General features: G+C 70.0%; 19 protein-coding genes. 7 read left to right on the forward strand and 12 right to left on the reverse strand.

What is annotated here, in order from left to right; genetic code table 11:
- Positions 1-27: 27 nt before the first annotated feature.
- The gene (locus APQ99_RS05485) at positions 28-1455 is read left to right on the forward strand and encodes an MATE family efflux transporter (protein ID WP_346265158.1); all 1428 of its coding nucleotides are present in this window, start codon (positions 28-30) and stop codon (positions 1453-1455) included.
- 4 nt (positions 1456-1459) lie between these two features.
- Here the strand turns inward: APQ99_RS05485 and APQ99_RS05490 are convergent, their stop codons facing one another.
- Positions 1460-2257 (reverse strand): HAD-IIA family hydrolase, encoded by a 798-nt coding sequence (locus APQ99_RS05490; RefSeq protein WP_229373403.1) that lies wholly within the window; start codon positions 2255-2257, stop codon positions 1460-1462.
- Between the two features lie 96 nt (positions 2258-2353).
- On the opposite strand from APQ99_RS05490, the gene APQ99_RS05495 reads away from it, so the two are divergent.
- The gene (locus APQ99_RS05495) at positions 2354-3031 is read left to right on the forward strand and encodes a phosphoglycolate phosphatase (RefSeq protein ID WP_136361107.1); all 678 of its coding nucleotides are present in this window, start codon (positions 2354-2356) and stop codon (positions 3029-3031) included.
- 12 nt (positions 3032-3043) lie between these two features.
- On the opposite strand, the gene APQ99_RS05500 is transcribed toward APQ99_RS05495, so the two are convergent.
- Positions 3044-3370, reverse strand: coding sequence for a DUF5789 family protein (locus tag APQ99_RS05500; RefSeq protein WP_010902494.1), 327 nt, complete (start codon positions 3368-3370; stop codon positions 3044-3046).
- 93 nt (positions 3371-3463) lie between these two features.
- Between APQ99_RS05500 and APQ99_RS05505 the strand changes: the two genes are divergently transcribed.
- Positions 3464-5092 (forward strand): PAS domain-containing sensor histidine kinase, encoded by a 1629-nt coding sequence (locus tag APQ99_RS05505; RefSeq protein WP_136361106.1) that lies wholly within the window; start codon positions 3464-3466, stop codon positions 5090-5092.
- On the opposite strand, the gene thiC is transcribed toward APQ99_RS05505, so the two are convergent.
- The 6 genes from thiC to APQ99_RS05535 form a co-directional block, all read right to left on the reverse strand.
- On the reverse strand, positions 5089-6519 hold the full coding sequence (gene thiC, locus APQ99_RS05510) for a phosphomethylpyrimidine synthase ThiC (protein WP_010902492.1): 1431 nt from the start codon (positions 6517-6519) through the stop codon (positions 5089-5091). The genes APQ99_RS05505 and thiC overlap by 4 nt on opposite strands.
- Before the next feature lie 77 nt (positions 6520-6596).
- Complete coding sequence (locus APQ99_RS05515; RefSeq protein ID WP_136361105.1) at positions 6597-7292, reverse strand: O-methyltransferase; 696 nt, start codon at positions 7290-7292, stop codon at positions 6597-6599.
- Between the two features lie 46 nt (positions 7293-7338).
- Positions 7339-7923, reverse strand: a complete 585-nt coding sequence (locus APQ99_RS05520) for a thioredoxin family protein (protein WP_136361104.1) — start codon at positions 7921-7923, stop codon at positions 7339-7341.
- Between the two features lie 75 nt (positions 7924-7998).
- A complete protein-coding gene (locus tag APQ99_RS05525; protein ID WP_244289012.1) occupies positions 7999-8958 on the reverse strand; it encodes an MBL fold metallo-hydrolase in 960 nt (319 codons plus the stop codon).
- 160 nt (positions 8959-9118) lie between these two features.
- On the reverse strand, positions 9119-9655 hold the full coding sequence (locus tag APQ99_RS05530; RefSeq protein WP_227970915.1) for a hypothetical protein: 537 nt from the start codon (positions 9653-9655) through the stop codon (positions 9119-9121).
- A 72-nt stretch (positions 9656-9727) separates the two neighbouring features.
- Entirely contained in the window at positions 9728-10366 is a 639-nt protein-coding gene (locus tag APQ99_RS05535; RefSeq protein WP_136361102.1) for a uracil-DNA glycosylase, read from the reverse strand.
- Positions 10367-10500: 134 nt separating this feature from the next.
- Here APQ99_RS05535 and APQ99_RS05540 point away from each other — a divergent pair, with 134 nt between their 5' ends.
- Positions 10501-12012 (forward strand): cryptochrome/photolyase family protein, encoded by a 1512-nt coding sequence (locus tag APQ99_RS05540; RefSeq protein WP_136361101.1) that lies wholly within the window; start codon positions 10501-10503, stop codon positions 12010-12012.
- 85 nt (positions 12013-12097) lie between these two features.
- Positions 12098-12469 (forward strand): winged helix-turn-helix transcriptional regulator, encoded by a 372-nt coding sequence (locus APQ99_RS05545; RefSeq protein ID WP_010902485.1) that lies wholly within the window; start codon positions 12098-12100, stop codon positions 12467-12469.
- A 3-nt stretch (positions 12470-12472) separates the two neighbouring features.
- On the opposite strand, the gene APQ99_RS05550 is transcribed toward APQ99_RS05545, so the two are convergent.
- From APQ99_RS05550 to APQ99_RS05560, 3 genes are all read right to left on the reverse strand, one after another.
- Positions 12473-12757, reverse strand: coding sequence for a MarR family transcriptional regulator (locus APQ99_RS05550; RefSeq protein ID WP_010902484.1), 285 nt, complete (start codon positions 12755-12757; stop codon positions 12473-12475).
- A gap of 138 nt (positions 12758-12895) precedes the next feature.
- Positions 12896-13102: a heavy-metal-associated domain-containing protein gene (locus tag APQ99_RS05555; RefSeq protein WP_010902483.1), complete on the reverse strand. Its 207-nt coding sequence runs from the start codon at positions 13100-13102 to the stop codon at positions 12896-12898.
- Positions 13103-13163: 61 nt separating this feature from the next.
- On the reverse strand, positions 13164-15737 hold the full coding sequence (locus tag APQ99_RS05560; RefSeq protein ID WP_136361100.1) for a heavy metal translocating P-type ATPase: 2574 nt from the start codon (positions 15735-15737) through the stop codon (positions 13164-13166).
- Between the two features lie 269 nt (positions 15738-16006).
- Between APQ99_RS05560 and APQ99_RS05565 the strand changes: the two genes are divergently transcribed.
- Both APQ99_RS05565 and APQ99_RS05570 read left to right on the forward strand, forming a co-directional pair.
- Entirely contained in the window at positions 16007-16672 is a 666-nt protein-coding gene (locus APQ99_RS05565) for an RAD55 family ATPase (protein ID WP_010902481.1), read from the forward strand.
- A complete protein-coding gene (locus tag APQ99_RS05570) occupies positions 16669-17019 on the forward strand; it encodes a VOC family protein (protein WP_136361099.1) in 351 nt (116 codons plus the stop codon). The genes APQ99_RS05565 and APQ99_RS05570 overlap by 4 nt, the downstream gene beginning before the upstream one ends.
- 37 nt (positions 17020-17056) lie before the next feature.
- Here the strand turns inward: APQ99_RS05570 and APQ99_RS05575 are convergent, their stop codons facing one another.
- On the reverse strand, positions 17057-17473 hold the full coding sequence (locus APQ99_RS05575) for a GIY-YIG nuclease family protein (RefSeq protein ID WP_010902479.1): 417 nt from the start codon (positions 17471-17473) through the stop codon (positions 17057-17059).
- Between the last annotated feature and the right edge of the window lie 33 nt (positions 17474-17506).

Below are 17506 nucleotides of genomic sequence, written 5' to 3' on the forward strand. Positions count from 1 at the left end.
AGCGGGGCAAGCCGAGCACCTGTATCCATGGTCCCGAATCCCTTCAGCTGGCTGCTCCGGGCAGTCGGCGTCGCGATCGCGCGCCTCGGGTTGATCTCCGAGTCGCGCGCACGGCGAACCGCCGAGTTGGCGTGGCCGCGAATCCTCACTGGCATCGGCAGGATGTCGAAGAGTGCGGCCGACGTCGCAATGGTGGGTGCCGCCCTGGGGTCGGCGGCCATCACGGGCGTCGGCTACGCGGGACCGTTCTGGGGGGCGGCGTTCAGCATCGGCGGCGGGCTGGCAGCCGGCACCATCGCGTTGGTCTCCCAGCGGTTCAGCGCCGACGAGATCGCGGACGCCGGGCAAGCGCTGCGATCGAGTGCCGCGCTCACCGTGGCTGCGACGCTCCCGATCGCGGTGCTGTTCTACTCGCATCCGGCCGCGCTGATCGGGCTGTTGACCGACCGGCAGGCGGAGATCGCCTTCGGAGCGGACTACCTCCGCGTGGTCGCGTTCGGGGTGCCGTTTGCGGGCCTGAACCTCATCGGGAGCCGCGCGCTCATCGGCGCTGACGACGCCTACACCGCGATGGTGCTGCGCGGCGGCGGCGCGCTCGCCAACATCGGCCTCAACGGCGTGTTCATCTTCGGCCTGGGGTGGGGTGTCGTGGGTGCCGGTCTGGGCACCGTGCTCAGCAACGTCGTGGTGACCACGGCGTTCGTCGTGGGGCTGTCGCGTGGCCGCCTGCCGGCCGTCGGCGCGTTCCCCATGACGGTCTCGGTGCGGGGCGCGTACTGGGTGCGCGATGACTGCTGGGACATCGTCACCATCGGGCTGCCCGTGGTGGGCCGGAACTCGGTGTGGACGCTGGCACGGTTCCCGCTGTTGGCGTTCATGAGCCTGTTCGGGCAGCCCGTCGCCGCCGCGTACATCATCGTGCGCCGCGTGTTCGGCATCATGAACACGCCCGGCTGGGGGTTCGGGCTCGCGGCGTCCAGCCTCGTCGGCCAGGAGCTCGGGCAGGGCAGGGAGTCCACGGCGGCCGCCTACGGCCGCGAGATCACGCTGTATTCCGTGGTGATGTACGTCATGTTCGCGGGCGTCGTCTGCGCGTTCGCCGGCCAGATCGTGGGTGTGTTCGTTGACTCCGCGAGCGACCCCAGCGTCCCGATCGCCGTGACGATGGTGTACGTTGCGGCGGCCGCGGTGGTCCCCCAGGGGATCGGCGCGACGGTTGCGGGCGCGCTCGACGCCACGGGCGACACCCGGTGGCCGTTCTACTCGCGGGCGGTGGGGATGCTCGGCGCGCTGCCGCTGGTGTATCTCGGCGCGACAACGCCGCTCGGGCTGTACGGCATCTACCTCTCGTTGTTCTCGGAGACGTGCGTGCCCGCGGTGGTCAACTACCTCCGGTTCCGGTCGGGCAAGTGGAAGGCGATCAGCCGCGAGTACCGGCCGGACGCGGCGGACTGACCGCTCACGTGAGCGCCGGCAGCACGGTGTCGAGGTCCGACACCGAGTCGATGACGTGATCGGGCTCGACGTCGCTCGCCGCCAGCGCGGCGTCGTCCGTGACCCCGGACAGCACCAGGACGGTCGTCATGCCGGCGCGGTTCCCCATCTCGATGTCCGTCTCGATGCGGTCGCCGACCATCACACACCGGGCCAGCGGGACGCCGAGCAGGTCCGTCGCGGCCTCGACGGCGACCGGCGACGGCTTCCCCAACACCCGGTCGAGGGACCGCCCGGTAGCCCCCTCGATGGCACCGACCATCGACGCGCAGTCCGGAACCTCGCCGCCGGCGACGGGACACGTCCGGTCGGGGTTCGTCGCCAGGAACGGCGTCCCCTCGTCGACCGCGTTGAACGCGTCGGTGAGGGTGTCGTAATCGAAGTCGTGGTCCATCGACACCAGCAGAACGTCGGCGCGACCGGGGTCTGTGGTGGTGGCGACGCCATGGGCGGCGAGCTCCTCGAACAGCGGCGGCTCGCCGACGACGAACACCGACTCCCCGGGGTGGGCGCGCGCCAGGTAGGACGCCGCGATGGACGCGGCGTTGAGGATCGCGGACTCGTCGGCCGGCACCCCGAGCCCGTCGAGTTTCGACGCGAACGCGTCGCGGCGCTCGATCGCCTTGTTCGAGAGGAACCCCACGCCGACCCCGGCGGCCCGCAGCCCGTCGACCGCCGCCGCGGCCCCCGGCACCAGGGCGTCGCCCACGTAGATCGTTCCGTCGAGATCGAACAGAACGCCGTCAGCGGCTTCGTCTGACACGCCTGCTACTCGGGGCGGTGGCGCAAAAAGGGCTGCTCCGGCTCCCGACCGGTGGGAAGGACACGGCATTTACGCGCGCCGTCCCTGACGGCCGGTATGGACACCGCCGACCCGCCGCTTGCGGTCGACATCGATGGCACGCTGAGTCGCGCCGATCGCTCCATCGACGGCCGCGTGCTGGACGTGCTTCGTGGGTGGGATGGACCGGTCGTCGTCGCGACGGGCAAGGCACTGCCGTACGCGGTCGCGCTCTGCCAGTTCGCGGGCATCGCCGAGCGCGTGATCGCGGAGAACGGCGGCGTCGCGTACGTCGGCGACGAGCTGCTGCAGTTCGGTGACAGCCGGGCGGTCGAACAGGTCGCGGCGGCGTTCGAGGACGCCGGCCACGACATCGGCTGGGGGGACGCGGATCTCACGAACCGGTGGCGGGAGACCGAGCTCGCCGTGAGCCGCGAGCAACCCCTGGACGTGCTGTCGGCGTTGGCCGCCGATCACGGCCTCCACGTCGTCGACACCGGGTTCGCGTACCACGTCAAACCCGAGTCGATGAGCAAGGGCAACGCGTTACCCGCGGTCGCGGCCCGCCTCGGCGTCACAGCCGGCGACTTCGTGGCCGTCGGTGACTCCGCGAACGACGTCGAGCTGTTCGAAGCCGTGGGGGAGTCGTACGCCGTCGGGAACGCCGACGACCACGCGAAAGGCGCGGCCGAGACAGTGCTGTCCGAGACGCACGGCGACGGCTTCCTGGCGGCCGTCGACCGGATCCGCTCGTAGCGGCGACGCCGGTCAGGAGAACAGCGACCGCAGCCAGTCCATGATGCCGTCGGTCTGGGTGCGCTCGCGCTCGAACTCGTCGTAGAGCGCGTCGAGGAACGCGCGACGCGTGTCGAACTCGCTGCGATCGGTCGCCTCGACGGCGGCCGAGAGTGCGATCCGGTGGCCCGTGGGTCCGACCTTGATCTCGGGGTCGCCGAGCGCCGCAACGACGGCGTCACCGGTCGCTGGGAAGGACACGTCGGCGTCCCGGAGGTGTTCGTCGACGGTCGCGATGCCGAACACAGCCGAGTCGGCGCCTGTCGTGTCGTCGTCTCCCGTCGGAGAACGCGCAGCCATACACACGTGTTGTGGTGTGCTCAGCAAAAACCCATGGGTCCCCCCATTGAGGGCCACATTTAGGCGTCTGGAAGCCCTGAGTCACGAATCCTGATGAGCGACGCGCCAGTCGGGGATCGCCACTCGGAGCACGAACGCCGGCTGGTACGGGAGTTTGCGGCGCTGCTGTACCGCCCGCAGTCGTGGTACGCGGGCGTTGTCGGCCCCGACGGCCGGATCGAGTACGCCAACGAGGCCGCGCGGGACGTGATCGACGCGAACGCACGCGACCTCGTCGGGACGTTCTTCTGGCAGGCCCCGTGGTTCACTCACGACCAGGACGTGCAGGCGGCGGTCCGCGAGCAGGTCGCGGCGGCCGTCCAAGGGGAGGCAAGCCAGTTCACCGCGACCCACCGCACGAGCGGCGGTGGGACGGCCACGGTCGAGTTGGAGTTGCAGCCGATGCCGGCACCCGCCGTGGACGGCATCGACGACCATGACCACGCGTTTGCGGTCGTGGTCGTCGGTCGGCGGGCGGCCAGCGAGTCGACGGCGGCCGACGTCGAGTCGGCGCTCGACGCGGTGCAGGCACTGTACGCCGCCACCGACACCGACGACCAGGTGCCGTTCGACGACCGCGTTCGCACGGCGCTTGCGGTCGGCGCCGACTACCTCGGGTTCGAGGAGGGGTTCTACACGAAGATCGACGCCGGGACGCAGTTCGTTCGCGTCTCCGTCGGCGACCACCCGCTGTTACAGCCCGGCGAGCAGACCGCGCTGGCGGACACGTACTGTCGGGAGACGATCGCCGACGACGCGCCGACGGTGGTGCGGGACGCCGGTGCGTCGGCGTTCGCCGACGACACCGCCTACGACGTGTTCGGCCTGGAGTGTTACATCGGCGCGGAGATCCGTCGGGACGGCACCACGCACGGGACGGTGTGTTTCGCCGACCGGGACGCCCATCCGGAGCCGATCACGGCGGCCGACGAGGCGTTCGTTGGGGTGCTTGCGGACTGGCTGGAGCGCGAGCTCAGACACCGCCGCGAGCGCGACCAGCTCACCCAGCAGGCCGACCGGCTGGGGGAGTTCGCGGGCGTCGTCAGCCACGACCTCCGCAGCCCGCTGAACGCGGCCAGCGGGCACCTCGATCTGGCTGCCGAGCACCTCGACGCCGGAGACACTGACGGCCGCGCGAGCGACGCCATCGAGAACGCGCACGCCGCCATCGACCGCATGACCGATCTCGTGGCGGGCGTCCACGAGTTGGCGGCGCAGGGCGACGTTGTCGGTGATCCTGCGGCGGTGTCGGTGGCGTCGGTGGCCGCCGACGCGGCGGCAACCGCGCTTCCGGACGCGGCGACCCTGACCGTCGACATCGGTGCCGACGTGCGGCTGGCGGCCGATCCGGAACGCCTCCGCACGGTGTTCGAGAACCTGTTCCGGAACGCCGCCGAGCACGGCGGCGAGACCGTCTCGGTGTCGGTTCGGCGCGTCGATCCACACCCCGATGCGGGCGGGGCTGGGTTCGTGGTGTCCGACGACGGCCCGGGCTTCGGCGATCTCGATCCGGAGGCCGCCTTCGAGCCGGGGCTGTCGACGCGCGCCGGCGGGAGTGGCTACGGGCTGCGCATCGTTCGCGCCGTCGTGAACGCCCACGGGTGGACGGTGACGGCCGCCGACGCTCCCGATGGCGGTGCCCGATTCGAGATCCGGGGCGTGGAGTTCACGCCGGACTGCTAGTCGTCGTCATCGTCGCCCGGGCTGGGCGCCTGTTCGGCGGCGGGCGCGTCGTGGGTGCCGGTGGGCGGCCGGTTCACTTCCGCGGCCGCCGACTCGCTGAGGTCCGTCTCAGTGGTGAGTTCGGTCATGTCGTCGGCGTCGTCGCCGGCGTCGCGGGCGTCCTGGTCGATGCGCATCGAGCAGAAGTCCACGCCACACATCGAACAGAAGCGGGCGTCCTTGTAGTTGTCACCGGGCAGCGTCTGGTCGTGGAACGCCTGTGCGCGCTCGGGGTCGAGCGCGAGGTCGAACTGGCGGTTCCAGTCGAAGTTGTAGCGCGCCTCCGAGAGCGCGTCGTCCCAGTCGCGGGCACCGGGTTTGCCGGCGGCGACGTCGCCCGCGTGGGCGGCGATCCGGTAGGCGGCCATGCCGTCGCGGACGTCCTCGGCGTCGGGGAGTCCGAGGTGCTCTTTGGGCGTGACGTAGCAGAGCATCGCGGCGCCGGCGCGCGCGGCCTCGGTCGCACCGATGGCGCTGGTGATGTGGTCGTAGCCGGGGGCGATGTCGGTCACCAGCGGGCCCAGCACGTAGAACGGGGCGCCGTCGCAGACCTCCTGTTGGCGGTCGACGTTGGCGCGGATCTGGTCCATGGGGACGTGGCCGGGGCCTTCGACCATCGCTTGGACGCCGTGGTCCCAGGCGCGCCGGGTGAGCTCTCCGAGGGTGTCGAGTTCGGCGAACTGGGCGTCGTCGCTGGCGTCCGCGACCGACCCCGGGCGTAGGCCGTCGCCCAGCGAGATGGTGACGTCGTGGGCCTGCAGGATCTCACAGAGCTCGTCGTAGTGGGTGTACAGTGGGTTCTGTTCGCCGTGTTCGGTCATCCACTGCGAGAGGATCGACCCGCCCCGGGAGACGATGCCGGTGGTGCGGTCGTCGGTGAGCGGGAGGTGTTCGGCCAGAACGCCGGCGTGCAGGGTCATGTAGTCGACGCCCTGCTTGGCCTGCTTCTCGACGACGTCGATGAGGAGGTCGGGCGTGATGTCGGTGACGTCCTCGACACGGGTCACCGCCTCGTAGATGGGCACCGTCCCCACGGGAACCGGCGAGTTGTCGATGTTCGCCGTGCGGATGCCGTCGAGGTTCTCCCCCGTCGAGAGGTCCATGACGGTGTCGGCGCCGTAGTGGACTGCGGTGTGGAGCTTTTCGAGCTCGTCGTCGATGTCGCCGGTGGTGTCGCTGTTCCCGATGTTCGCGTTGACCTTGGTGGCGAAGTCGCGACCGATGATCATCGGGTCGAGGGCGTCGTGGTGGTGGTTGGCTGGGATGACGGCGTGGCCGTCGGCGACCGCCTCGCGGACGACTTCGGGATCGCGGCCTTCACGGTCTGCGACGCGGCGCATCGCGTCTGTGACGGTTCCGTCGCGGGCGTGTTGGAGCTGTGTTGACATCAATTACTTAGTGATACCACTAGATAATAAAATCACGTGGTCGACGCGAGTCACCGGGAACACACCACCCGGCTGTGTCACCCATCGGTGGGCTCCGAAGGCGGTTCCGTGTCGTCGGTGGCGGCGCTGACCGCGATCCCCTCCCCCAACGGCACCAGCGTCGTCTCGAACCCGGGGGCGTCCCGAACGCGCCGGACGTACGCCGCGACCCCCGCGGTTGCGTCGTCGGCCGCCCCGCCGCCGTCCCGGACCGCGTCGGTGACCGCCGGCGCGGTGACCGGGCCGGCCATGACGTTGTCGGCAACGATCAGTCCGCCCGGCGCGAGCACGTCCACGGCGTGCTCGAAGGCCGCCGGATACCGCGCCTTGTCGTGGTCGATGAACACGACATCGAACGGCCCCTCGTAGTCGGTGATCGTGTCGAGCGCGTCACCGGCCTCGAACACGGCGGTTGCGTCGGCGTCGGCCCGATCGAGGAACGACCGCGCGTCCGCCAGTCGGTCGCTGTCGTGGTCGGTGAGCACCAGTTCCCCGTCGGCCGGCAGCACCGGCAGCATCCACGCCGCCGAGTAGCCGAACCCGGACCCGAACTCGAAGACCCGTTCGGCGTCGCTGAGCGTCGCGAGCACCCGCAGAAACCGGCCGACGTCGGGGCCGACCGTCGGGAACGAGCGGTCCTCGCCGTGGGCGGCCATCTCCGCCAGCAGCGGCGACGGCTCGGCGTGGCCGGCGGTGAGCAGTGCAGTGATGTCGGTGTCGAGGAGTCGACCCATGCGGCATGGTGACGGCGGCCCGCCAGTTAGGCGTTGGTGGCGCGCGTCACTCGCCGTCCGTCCACTTGATCGAGCAGCCCCGGGCCGGCAGAAACGCCGTCTCGACGGTGTCGCCGGCGAGCACGGCGTCGATGGCGTCCCGCATGTCGCCGCCGTCCCGCGTCGGGTCCTCGTCGGGGGCGAGCGCGTCGTCGAGGCGGCCGTGGTACGCGACCCTGAACGCGGCGTCGTCGTCGGTGTCGGCCGTGCGGAGCAGGAACGGATCGGGGGTGCAGGTCGCACCGTACGCCCGGGCGGTGGCCTGGGTGGCGTCGCGCAGGTACGCGTCGTACTGGATGGTGCCGTCCGCGACGAGGGCCTGCATGCGCGCCATGGAGTCCGCGGGATACTCGTCGGCGTCGTTGGGGTTGATGCCGACGACCGCGACGCGGTCGTAGTCGGCGGCGATGGCGTTGAGCGTGTCGACTTTCGCCTTCGCGTACGGGCAGTGGTTGCACGTGAACACGACGACCACCGCGTCAACGTCGGTGAACGACGTCAGCGAGTGTGTTTCGCCGTCGGCACCGGGCAGCGAGAACCCGGGGGCGGGAGCGCCCACCTCCAGCTCCGGCTCGGAGTCTAGTTGCACCATAGCCGGCGATGTCGGGCGCGCCGATCAAATAGCCGGGGGGTGTGCGCCCCGCCGCCCGTGTGGATCACCGGACAGTCAGGCCGACGCGGCGAGCGCGTACTCGCCGGGCTGGGACTCGACGAGCACGCCCTCGTGGACGAGGTGGTCGAGGTGGGCGTACGCCTCGCCCGGGCCGTGGAGGACGTGGATGTCGTGCAACTCGCCGAACAGGGCGTCGCTGACGGTCCACGCCGAGACGGGCCCCCGGGCACGAACCACGTCGAGGACGCGCTCGGTGCGCTCGTCGTGGTGGGCGGCGATGTCGCGGGCGCGTGCTGCCGGCGCGAAAACGGGGCCGCGGTGGCCGGGCCACGCCCGGTCAAGGTCGAGGGCCTCGATGCGCTGGAGGCTGTCACGGTACCGCTGGAGCGGGCGCTCGACACGCACGTCCGCGCCGCCGACGTTGGGGGTGTACTTCGGGAGGATGGCGTCGCCGACGAACGCCTCCCGGCGGCCGTCGCGCTCGACAACGTATGCCACGAGGCCGGCGGCGTGCCCGGGGAGATGGACGACCTCTGCGTCGAGGCCGCCGAGCTGGACGGTGTCCCCGTCGGACAGCGGCGTCACGTCGGCCGGTTGGCCCTGGAGGCCGTCGTGGGTGTCGAGGAAGTCGTTGAGTTCGGCCTGTTTGTCGGCTGGCATCCCCCATTCGTCGAGGTAGGCCGCCTGCGTGGCCGCCATCCCACTGACGGCGTCGGCGTCCTGCGCCACCATGGCTGCGTCCGCTTCGTGGACGTAGACGGTGGCGTCGCCGTCGGCCTGGATCGTGCCCGCGAGGCCGGCGTGGTCGTGGTGCCAGTGTGTCAATAGGATCTGGTCGATGGCGGCAAACGACGTGCCGCGGTCGTCGAGCGCCGTCCGAAGCTCCGCCTCGACGGCCGGTGTGGCGATACCGGTGTCAACGAGCGTTGTCGGCGCGGCGTCGTCGCCGACGCCGAGGAGGTAGACGCTGTTCCGGCCCTCGAAGGCGGCGTTCGTCAACTGGAACTGATGCACGACACAGGGTAGCGTGTGCGTGCTCATATAGCTGTGTCGTTGGCTCCCACGCCGATCCGGGACTGCGGGTGTCTCCAGCGGGAACGGGCGCCCTGTGCCGGCCGCGTGTCCCGCAGCGTCCGTGGACAGCCCGTCAGCACCGACTGTTCGGTGGACGGTGCTACGCAGGGGTGCCGCGACTCGCGATGACGAACCCGGCGAGGCAGCCGACAGGAACGGTGAGCCACCACGTAAGCCGGAACCCGGCGTAGAAGAAAACCAGTGGGAGTGTGACGTCGAACGTCGCGAACCCAGCGACGCTGAGCACCCCGATCACGAGCACCCCGAGCGCCGAACCACCGAGATACGCCAGGAGTGCGCCGATGCCACCGAGCAGCGTTCCCGTGATCCGCCGTCGCGGCGGGAACACGCGCCAGCCGGCGAAGCCGATGAGGAACGCTGCCGGGGCGGCGACGAAGAGCCCGCTGCTTGCCAGGACTGTCGCATCGGACGTGTTGATTTCGGCGAAGAACTGTGGAACGAGTCCGCCGTACCCGGTCGGGATGATGGTTTTCTGGACGGCCGCGACGGCGGCGACGTACAGCAGTGCCGCAACGGCAGCGGCGATCATCGCAGTGTAGCCCGCGGTGACGTCACCACGGTCGGTGCCGGGGCCGTAGTTCTTGCGGAGGGTCTGGAGGGCGGTTGCGTACCCCATGACCGGACCCATACGCGCACCGACAATATAGCTGTGGGAACGCGAGCGGGTGCTGCACCGCGAGGCGGGGCGCTACCGAACGGTGTACGGCTCCGGGCCGACGAGGAACCGCCCGAGGTCGGCCTGCCGCTGGTAGTCGGTGGCCATGACCGCACGCAGCGCCTCGACGTACGCGGTTTCCTGGGCGGCGCTCCAGGCGTCGGGCTGAACGCAGGGGACGACCAGCCAGCCGCTGCCGTGGAGTTCCGTGGCGTGGCGGTCCTCAAGGCTGGCGTCCGCGGGGTCGATTGCCGTACACGTTTCGAGGACGTGCGTGGTTGCGCGCTCGCCGACCGGGAGGAGGACGTGGGCGGTGATGGCGCGGAGCTCCGCGTCGAAAAACGGCTCCAGCTCCCGGTAGTCGGCCGGCGTCGGGGCGCCCTCGGGGACGCAGGGGTGGAGGTACGAGAAGAAGCTGTTGTCCGGGTCGTCGATGGGCGGCGTGTCGTCGGCGGCCGTCGTGAGGACGCCGGCGTCCCGGAGTGCGCTCCGGAGCCGGTCGCCCGCCGCCGAGCCGGTGAACGGGGTTCCCGTGTCGGTGCCGCCGTGGACGCCGGGGTGGTCGCCGATGACGTGGATGTCGGCGTTGGCGTCGCCGTGCCCGGGAACGAACGATTCACACGGTGGCTGCATGTCGAAGGGGTTGGTCGTTCGGTCCGTGACGTTCTGCACGCCCCCGGGTAGTCAGCCGGCCGGCTTAAGCCCCGCGAGCCACGGTGTGGCGTCACTATCCACGGCTCGCGGGCCGGTCCGGGTCGCCGGTCCGCGGGAGTAAGGCTATGCACGTGCCGCCACTATGACAGCCCATGACAACCGTCTGGGTGCTCGGGAACCAGCTCACCAGGACCGCAGGGCCGCTCACGGACGACCCCGACCGCGTGTTGCTGATCGAGGCCGCGGCGCTCGCGCGCCGCCGGCGCTACCACCCCCAGAAGCTGTGCATGGTGTTCGCAGCGATGCGGCATTTCCGGGACGAACTCCGCGACGACGGCGTCGACGTCGTCTACGAGCGCGCCGAGACGTTCGGCGCGGGGCTGGACGCGTACTTCGACGCGCATCCGGGCGACGACCTGGTCGTACAGCGGCCGGCGAACCACGGGACGGCCGACCGACTCCGAGAGCTGGTGGCTGCCCGCGGTGGCAGCCTCCGCGTGGTGGCGAACGCGCAGTTCCGCTGCTCGCCCGCGCAGTTCGACGACTGGATGGGGACGGAGCCGCCGTTCAAGCACAGACCGTTCTACCGCCACATGCGCCGCGAAACCGGCTATCTGATGCGCGACGACGACACCCCGGAAGGCGGCGACTGGAGCTACGACGACCAGAACCAGGAGACACCCCCGGCGGAGTACGACTCGCCGTCGGTCGGCGGCTTCGAGTACGACGAGCACGTGCCGGCAGTCCGCGACTGGGTCGCCACGGAGTTCGACACCTGGGGCGACCCGGACGGGTTCGACTGGCCGGTGACCCGCGAGCAGGCCACGCGCGCCCTGGAGTCGTTCGTCGCGGATCGGCTGGCGGGGTTCGGTCCCTACGAGGACGCCGTCCTCGCCGACGACTGGCACCTCGAACACAGCCTGTTGTCCGCGGCGGTGAACATCGGCCTCCTCCACCCCGAGGAGGTCGCCGACGCCGCGCTCGACGCGTACCGGTCGCGCGACGACATCCCGCTGAACTCCATCGAGGGGTTCGTCCGCCAGCTCATCGGCTGGCGGGAGTTCATGCGCCACGTCTACCGCCACCAGATGCCGGGGCTGGCGACCGCGAACCAGCTGGGGGCCGACCGCGACCTGCCGCCGCTGTACTGGACGCCAACGGCGACCGACATGGCGTGTCTGGGGTCCGCGGCCGGGCGCGTCTACGACCGCGGCTACGCCCACCACATCGAGCGCCTGATGGTGCTGTCGAATTTCGCGCTGACGTACGGCGCGCGCCCGCAGGCGCTCACGGAGTGGTTCCACGGCGGGTTCGTGGACGCCTACGACTGGGTGGTCACGCCCAACGTGGTGGGTATGGGCTCGTTTGGGACCGACGCGTTCACCTCGAAGCCGTACGCGTCGTCGGCGAACTACATCGACAAGATGACCGACCACTGCGACGGCTGTGCGTTCGACCCCGACAGCACGGTCGGCGAACGCGCGTGCCCGTTCAACAGCCTCTACTGGGATTTCCTCGCGACACATGAGGACACCCTGCGGTCGAATCACCGCATGGGGCTGGTGTACTCGCATTTGGACAGCAAACGCGACGCCGGCAAGCTGGCGGCGATCCGGGAGCGCGCACAGCGCGTCCGGGAGGGCGTGGCCGCGGGCCGGCTGTAGCCGAGCGCCGCGCACAGCGCCGTTACGAACGCGTAACTGAGTGTGGTGAGGTAGCCTTAACATCCCGGCTGCCGTACCGGCTGACATGACAGACACGGATCGCCTGCCCGCGTGGTGTCCCGGTGACAGTTGGTGCTCGATCACCACGACGGCGTCGTTGGTCGGGAAGAAATGGCATCCCGTGATCATTCACCGCCTCCTCAGTGAGGGCCCCCTGGGGTTCAACGCGCTGCAGGAGGAAGTCGACGGCATCTCCAGTAAGGTGCTCTCCGAGAGCCTCGACGACCTCGAAGACAAGCAGATCGTCTCCCGAACGATCGTCAGCGAGAAACCCGTTCGCGTCGAGTACGCACTCACCGAACTCGGTCAGTCACTCGAACCCGTGGTGTCGTCGATGGCCGAATGGGGCCACCAACACCTCGATCCGGTCGACGAAGAAGCAGCGTCGGTCGTGTAGGCGCTAGTCGAGGAGGGCTTCAACGGGCTTGTCGGCGTCGTCCTCGGCGGTCTCTTCGTCCCCGAGTTTCAGTCGGTAGAGGTTCTGGCGGGCGTCCGGGATGTAGATGTCCTTCTCGACGACATCGGCGTCCTGCAGTCGGTCGAGTGCGTCGCGGACGGTGCGCTGTGAGAGCCGGGAGTTCTCCACGATCTGCTTTTGAGTTAGTCCGCCGTTGTACTCCAGAACCTTCAGTACAAGCTTCGCACTCGGCGGCAGCTCTTGGACGGTTTCGTCAGTTGAACTCATTCGTATCAATGCAGGGGTGCCGGCCACTTAGGCACTCGGTAACGCCGGTGTGAGCCGGTTACCTGCCGGTAACCCGGTGTCTTCGGGGGGTTGAGTGGCCGCCGACGAACCCGGCGGCACGAACGGTGACTGGCGGCCCTATGCGTCGGCCAGTTCGGCGTCGTAGCCGGCGAGTTCGACGCTCCGCAACAGGTCGTCGTCGGTCGCGTCTCCATCCACGGTCACAGTGCCGCTCTCGTGGTCGGCGTCCACGTCGGAAACCGCGGCCACGCCTGCGAGTGCGTTCTCCACGATGTCTTCACAGCCCTCACAACCCATCTCGTCGATGGAGAGAGTCTTTGGCATGCGACCGGCGCTACTCGATCAACTGATTAGGGTCTTGCGGCTTCGCGCCGCCACACCCCGGCTAGCGACCGAGCAGCGAGTAATCCTCGTCGGGCGTGTACCTGCCGAAGAGCAGGCTGTTGGTGAGCACGCTGACACTCGACACCGCCATCGCGCCGGCCGCCAACACCGGCTGAAGCAGCCCCAGCGAGGCCAGCGGGATCATCGCGGTGTTGTAGCCCAGCGCCCAGAAGAGGTTCTGTTTGATCTTCGCGAGCGTGCCCTCGCCGATGCGGATGGCTTGGATCACGTCCGCGGGGTCGTCGCGCATCAACGTCACGTCCGCCGCCTCGATCGCCACATCGGTGCCCGATCCGATCGCGGCGCCGACGTGCGCGGTGGCGAGCGCGGGGGCGTCGTTGACACCGTCCCCGACCATCATGGCGTCGGCGTCGCCCGCCTGGATGGCGTCGACGGCGTCGGCTTTCTCCCCGGGGAGCACGCCCGCCCGAACGTGCTCGGGCGAGACCCCCACGTCGGCGGCGACCGCGCGCGCGGTGCGTTCGTTGTCGCCCGTGATCATGTGCACGTCGAGGCCGCGATCCTGGAGGGCGTCGACGGTGGCGGCTGCCTCGGGCTTGACCGTGTCGGCGTCCGCGACGACACCGGCAACCCGGTCGTCGACGGCGACCAGCATCGCGGTCTTCCCCTCGCGTTCGAGGCGTTCCATGGCGTCGGCGGCGGGCGCCGGGTCGATGTCCGCGCTCGTGAGGAGCGCGCGGTTCCCCACGCGGACGCGGCGACCGTCGACGGTCGCGACGATGCCTTTGCCGGGGACGTTCTCGAAGGCATCGACTGCGGGAACGTCGAGGCCGCGGTCCTCGGCGCCCGCGACGATGGCGGTCCCGAGCGGGTGCTCGCTGTTGGACTCGGCGGCGGCGGCCAGCCGGAGCACGGCGTCCTCGTCGACAGCGGCGTCGCTCCGGGTGGCGGTGCCGCCATCGGGGACGGCGGCGACGGCCTCGACGTCCGTGAGCTCCATCGCGCCGGTGGTCAGAGTCCCGGTCTTGTCGAACACCACCGCGTCCAACTCGGTCACGCGCTCCAGGACGTCGCCGCCCTGGAAGAGCACGCCGTGTTTCGCGCCGATGCTCGTGCCGATCATCGTCGCGGCCGGCGTCGCGAGCCCGAGCGCACACGGGCACGCGATGAGGACTGCGGACGCGAACACGACGACGGCGAACTCGCCGGTGCCGACGGCCGCCGGGCCGCCGCTGACGAGCCCCCACAGCGGAAGCGCCGACACCACGTCAGCCAGCAGCCCGGGGGCGAACCACCATACCGCCCCCCAGAAGACGGCGTTGGCGATGACCGCGGGGACGAAGTACGCGCTGATGCGGTCGGCCAGGCGCTGGATGTCCGGCTGGCGGGACTGGGCGTCCCGAACCGTGGTGACGATCTGCTGGATCGCGGTGTCCGCCCCCACCTTCGTGGCCTGCACGACGAGCACGCCGTTCTCGTTGATCGTGGCGCCGACAACGTCGTCGCCGGGGGCCTTGGACACGGGCACGGACTCGCCGGTGACCATGGATTCGTCGACCGCGGACTCCCCGGACACCACGACGCCGTCGGTCGGAATCTGCTCGCCCGGTTTGACTTTCAGGCGGTCGCCGACCTCGATGTCGTCGGCGGGGATCTCGCGTGTCTCGCCGTCGGCGTCGACGAGGCGCGCGGTGTTGGCCTCCATCTCCAGGAGCTCCCGGAGGGCGTCGCTGGCTTGGCTCTTCGAGCGGGCTTCGAGGTAGTTCCCGAGCGTGATGAACACGAGGATGAGCGCCGCCGTGTCGAAGTAGAGGCCGCCGCCGGCCAGGACGCCGAGCAGCGACGCGAGCGAGTACACGTACGCGGTCGTCGACCCCAGCGCCACGAGGACGTCCATGTTCGCGGTGCCGTTGCGCACGAGCGCCGCATACGAGTTGCTGAGAAACGACCGCCCCAGGACGACGTAGACGGGGGTCGCCAGTGCGAACTCCGCCCACCCGAACGGGATCGTGAGGCCGCCAACGGTGATGCTGTCGGGAACGACAGCGCCCCCGAACAGGAAGGTGTCGGCGACGAAAAACAGGAGCGGTGCCGACAGCACCGCGCCGAACGCCAGGCGGATGCGTTGTCGTCGCCGCTCCGCGTCCCGAGCCTCGTCGGCGGCGGTCTGGGTGCTGGCACCGGTGTCGGAGTCGGCATCGATGGGGTCGTAGCCGGCGTCGGTGATGGCGGCGTGGACGGCGTCCCGGTCGAACGCTGCGGGGACGTACGTGAGGTGTGCGTCGTCGGTGGCGAAGTTCGCGGACACGTCCAGGACGCCGGGGGCGTCGGCGACGGCGTCTTCGATCGTCTGCGCGCAGTTCGCACAGGTCATCCCGTGGACCGGGATCGTGGTGTCGGCCGTGATCGGGGTGTAGCCGGCGTCCGAGATCGCGGCACAGACGCCCGCCAGGTCGGCGGCAGTGGGATCGTAGGTGACGGTGGCGGCGTCGGTGGCGAAGTTCGCGGTCGCGTCGGTGACGCCGTCGAGCGCGCCCACGGCGTCCTCGACGGTGCCCGAGCAGTTCGCACAGGACATCCCCCCGACATCGATCCGCGCTGTTCTGGTCGTCATCACTGGAGACTACGGCATCCCGATTCAAGCGGTTTCTCCCTTCGACTGTTCGGTGAACCGCCCGCCAGTACTTTTGATTCGAAAGCGCTCGCCCGAGCCACCCCGGGCGGCGGACGAAGTCGGGGGCTGGCTCGCTGCGGCTGTCCGGGGCCGTCACTGTGGAACGGCAGCGAGACATCAGGTCGCTGGGCTGGCATGTGGCGCATACTTATGTGGCTCCGGGTCGGAGAGACTGACAGCGCCGAACACTGACTCGGCGAACTACAAGGATGCCGTACGATGCCACTGGCGTGCTCCCGCGTCCGCTCCCCCAAGAGATCGACGACGGAACGAACCTCTTGGTCAGTGGGCCGGCGATGTCCGGCACGCGCACGCTCCTGTTCGAGCTCGTTGCGCGCGGCGAGCCCGACGGCGAGGGGGCGGTCCTGACAACGTCGACGGACCCCGCAGAGACGGTCATCGACGACTACGAGGCCATCCGCGGCGGGGACAGCGCGTTCCGCCACGTCATCGACTGCGTGAGCACGCAGTCCGGGAGCGCGTCGCCGGCACCGGGCGTCCATCACGTGTCTTCGCCCAGCGACCTCACGGGGATCGGCATCGAGTTCTCGGGCGTCGCGGAGGCCGCCGAGGCCGCCGGCGTCGACCGGCTTCGCGTGGGGTTCGACTCGCTGTCGCCGGTGTTGATGTACGTCGACGTTCAGCGGCTGTTCCGGTTCCTGCACGTGTTCACCAGCCAGATCCAGAGCCAGGGCTGGCTGGGGGTGTTCGCCATCGACCCGGAGAGCCAGGACGACCAGACGATCACCACGCTCAGCCAGCTGTTCGACGGCGTGCTCGAGGTGCGGCTGCACGACGGCACCCAGGAGGTGCGGCTGCGCGGGCTCGCCGACGCGCCGACGGACTGGCTGCCCGTGGCGGGCGTCCGCCAGTGAGCGGGATCGTGTTCTTCGGGACGGCCGACCGCGAGCGCGTCGTGTCCTTCTACCGGGAGCGGCTGGGGTTCGTGGTGTGGCGCGAGCAGGACGCCGGCTGCACGATCCTCCAGCACGACGACCTGAAGCTGGGGTTCTGCACCAGCGAAGACGTGGACACCGAGGGCATCGTGACGTTGTACTATCCGACCCGCGACGCAGTCGACGGCGTCCACGCGGCGCTGACCGACATCGCGGACGGCGCGCCCCGCCACAACACCGACTACGACATCTACCAGTTTTTCGCCGTGGACCCCGACGGACGGACCCTCGAGTTCCAAACGTTTCTCGACGAGCCCGCCGAGTGACCGGCCACGAACCGGGCTGGCACACAGCGACGGCCGCTCACAGCGACGTGTCGTGGATCTCCGCCAGGCGCTGGGCGAGCGCGTCACGGGTGGGCGCGAAAACCAGATGTGTCTCACAGGTGCAGTCCGACGCGCCCAGTCCGGGAACGGGTGTGGCGTCGTCGGCGAGCAGGCGCGCGGTCGCACACTCCACGTCGTCGTGTGTGGTGGCGTAGACCGCGTCGACGCTCGCTGCCGGGTGGCCGAGCAGGTAGTCGATGTGCCAGTGGCGGGCGTCGCGCTCCCCGGCGGCGAGTTCGCGGTGTCGCTGCACCCGAGTGAGGCCGCCCGGGCCGAACGCGGAGCCGGTGTAGGCGTACCAGCCGGCGTCGAGGCTGCGGGTGCCGGCCGCGCCGAACGTGATGGATGGCGCGTCGTCGAGCGCCACCAGGAGGGTGTACGTGCCGGGCTGCATGCACGACCGTCGGTGCGGCGTCCGATTCTGTGT

This window comes from Halobacterium salinarum DSM 3754 (assembly GCF_008124605.1).
Classification (GTDB): domain Archaea; phylum Halobacteriota; class Halobacteria; order Halobacteriales; family Halobacteriaceae; genus Halobacterium; species Halobacterium salinarum.

What these genes read in the sequence shown, in the direction of transcription:
- APQ99_RS05485 (WP_346265158.1), top strand. Translation starts at nt 28, where the DNA reads ATGGTCCCGAATCCCTTCAGCTGGCTGCTCCGGGCAGTCGGCGTCGCG.
- APQ99_RS05515 (WP_136361105.1), bottom strand. Translation starts at nt 7,292, where the DNA reads ATGGGTCGACTCCTCGACACCGACATCACTGCACTGCTCACCGCCGGC.
- APQ99_RS05530 (WP_227970915.1), bottom strand. Translation starts at nt 9,655, where the DNA reads ATGGGGTACGCAACCGCCCTCCAGACCCTCCGCAAGAACTACGGCCCC.
- thiC (WP_010902492.1), bottom strand. Translation starts at nt 6,519, where the DNA reads ATGTCAACACAGCTCCAACACGCCCGCGACGGAACCGTCACAGACGCG.
- APQ99_RS05555 (WP_010902483.1), bottom strand. Translation starts at nt 13,102, where the DNA reads ATGCCAAAGACTCTCTCCATCGACGAGATGGGTTGTGAGGGCTGTGAA.
- APQ99_RS05495 (WP_136361107.1), top strand. Translation starts at nt 2,354, where the DNA reads ATGGACACCGCCGACCCGCCGCTTGCGGTCGACATCGATGGCACGCTG.
- APQ99_RS05545 (WP_010902485.1), top strand. Translation starts at nt 12,098, where the DNA reads ATGACAGACACGGATCGCCTGCCCGCGTGGTGTCCCGGTGACAGTTGG.
- APQ99_RS05565 (WP_010902481.1), top strand. Translation starts at nt 16,007, where the DNA reads ATGCCGTACGATGCCACTGGCGTGCTCCCGCGTCCGCTCCCCCAAGAG.
- APQ99_RS05520 (WP_136361104.1), bottom strand. Translation starts at nt 7,923, where the DNA reads ATGGTGCAACTAGACTCCGAGCCGGAGCTGGAGGTGGGCGCTCCCGCC.
- APQ99_RS05550 (WP_010902484.1), bottom strand. Translation starts at nt 12,757, where the DNA reads ATGAGTTCAACTGACGAAACCGTCCAAGAGCTGCCGCCGAGTGCGAAG.
- APQ99_RS05500 (WP_010902494.1), bottom strand. Translation starts at nt 3,370, where the DNA reads ATGGCTGCGCGTTCTCCGACGGGAGACGACGACACGACAGGCGCCGAC.
- APQ99_RS05575 (WP_010902479.1), bottom strand. Translation starts at nt 17,473, where the DNA reads ATGCAGCCCGGCACGTACACCCTCCTGGTGGCGCTCGACGACGCGCCA.
- APQ99_RS05505 (WP_136361106.1), top strand. Translation starts at nt 3,464, where the DNA reads ATGAGCGACGCGCCAGTCGGGGATCGCCACTCGGAGCACGAACGCCGG.
- APQ99_RS05540 (WP_136361101.1), top strand. Translation starts at nt 10,501, where the DNA reads ATGACAACCGTCTGGGTGCTCGGGAACCAGCTCACCAGGACCGCAGGG.
- APQ99_RS05560 (WP_136361100.1), bottom strand. Translation starts at nt 15,737, where the DNA reads ATGACGACCAGAACAGCGCGGATCGATGTCGGGGGGATGTCCTGTGCG.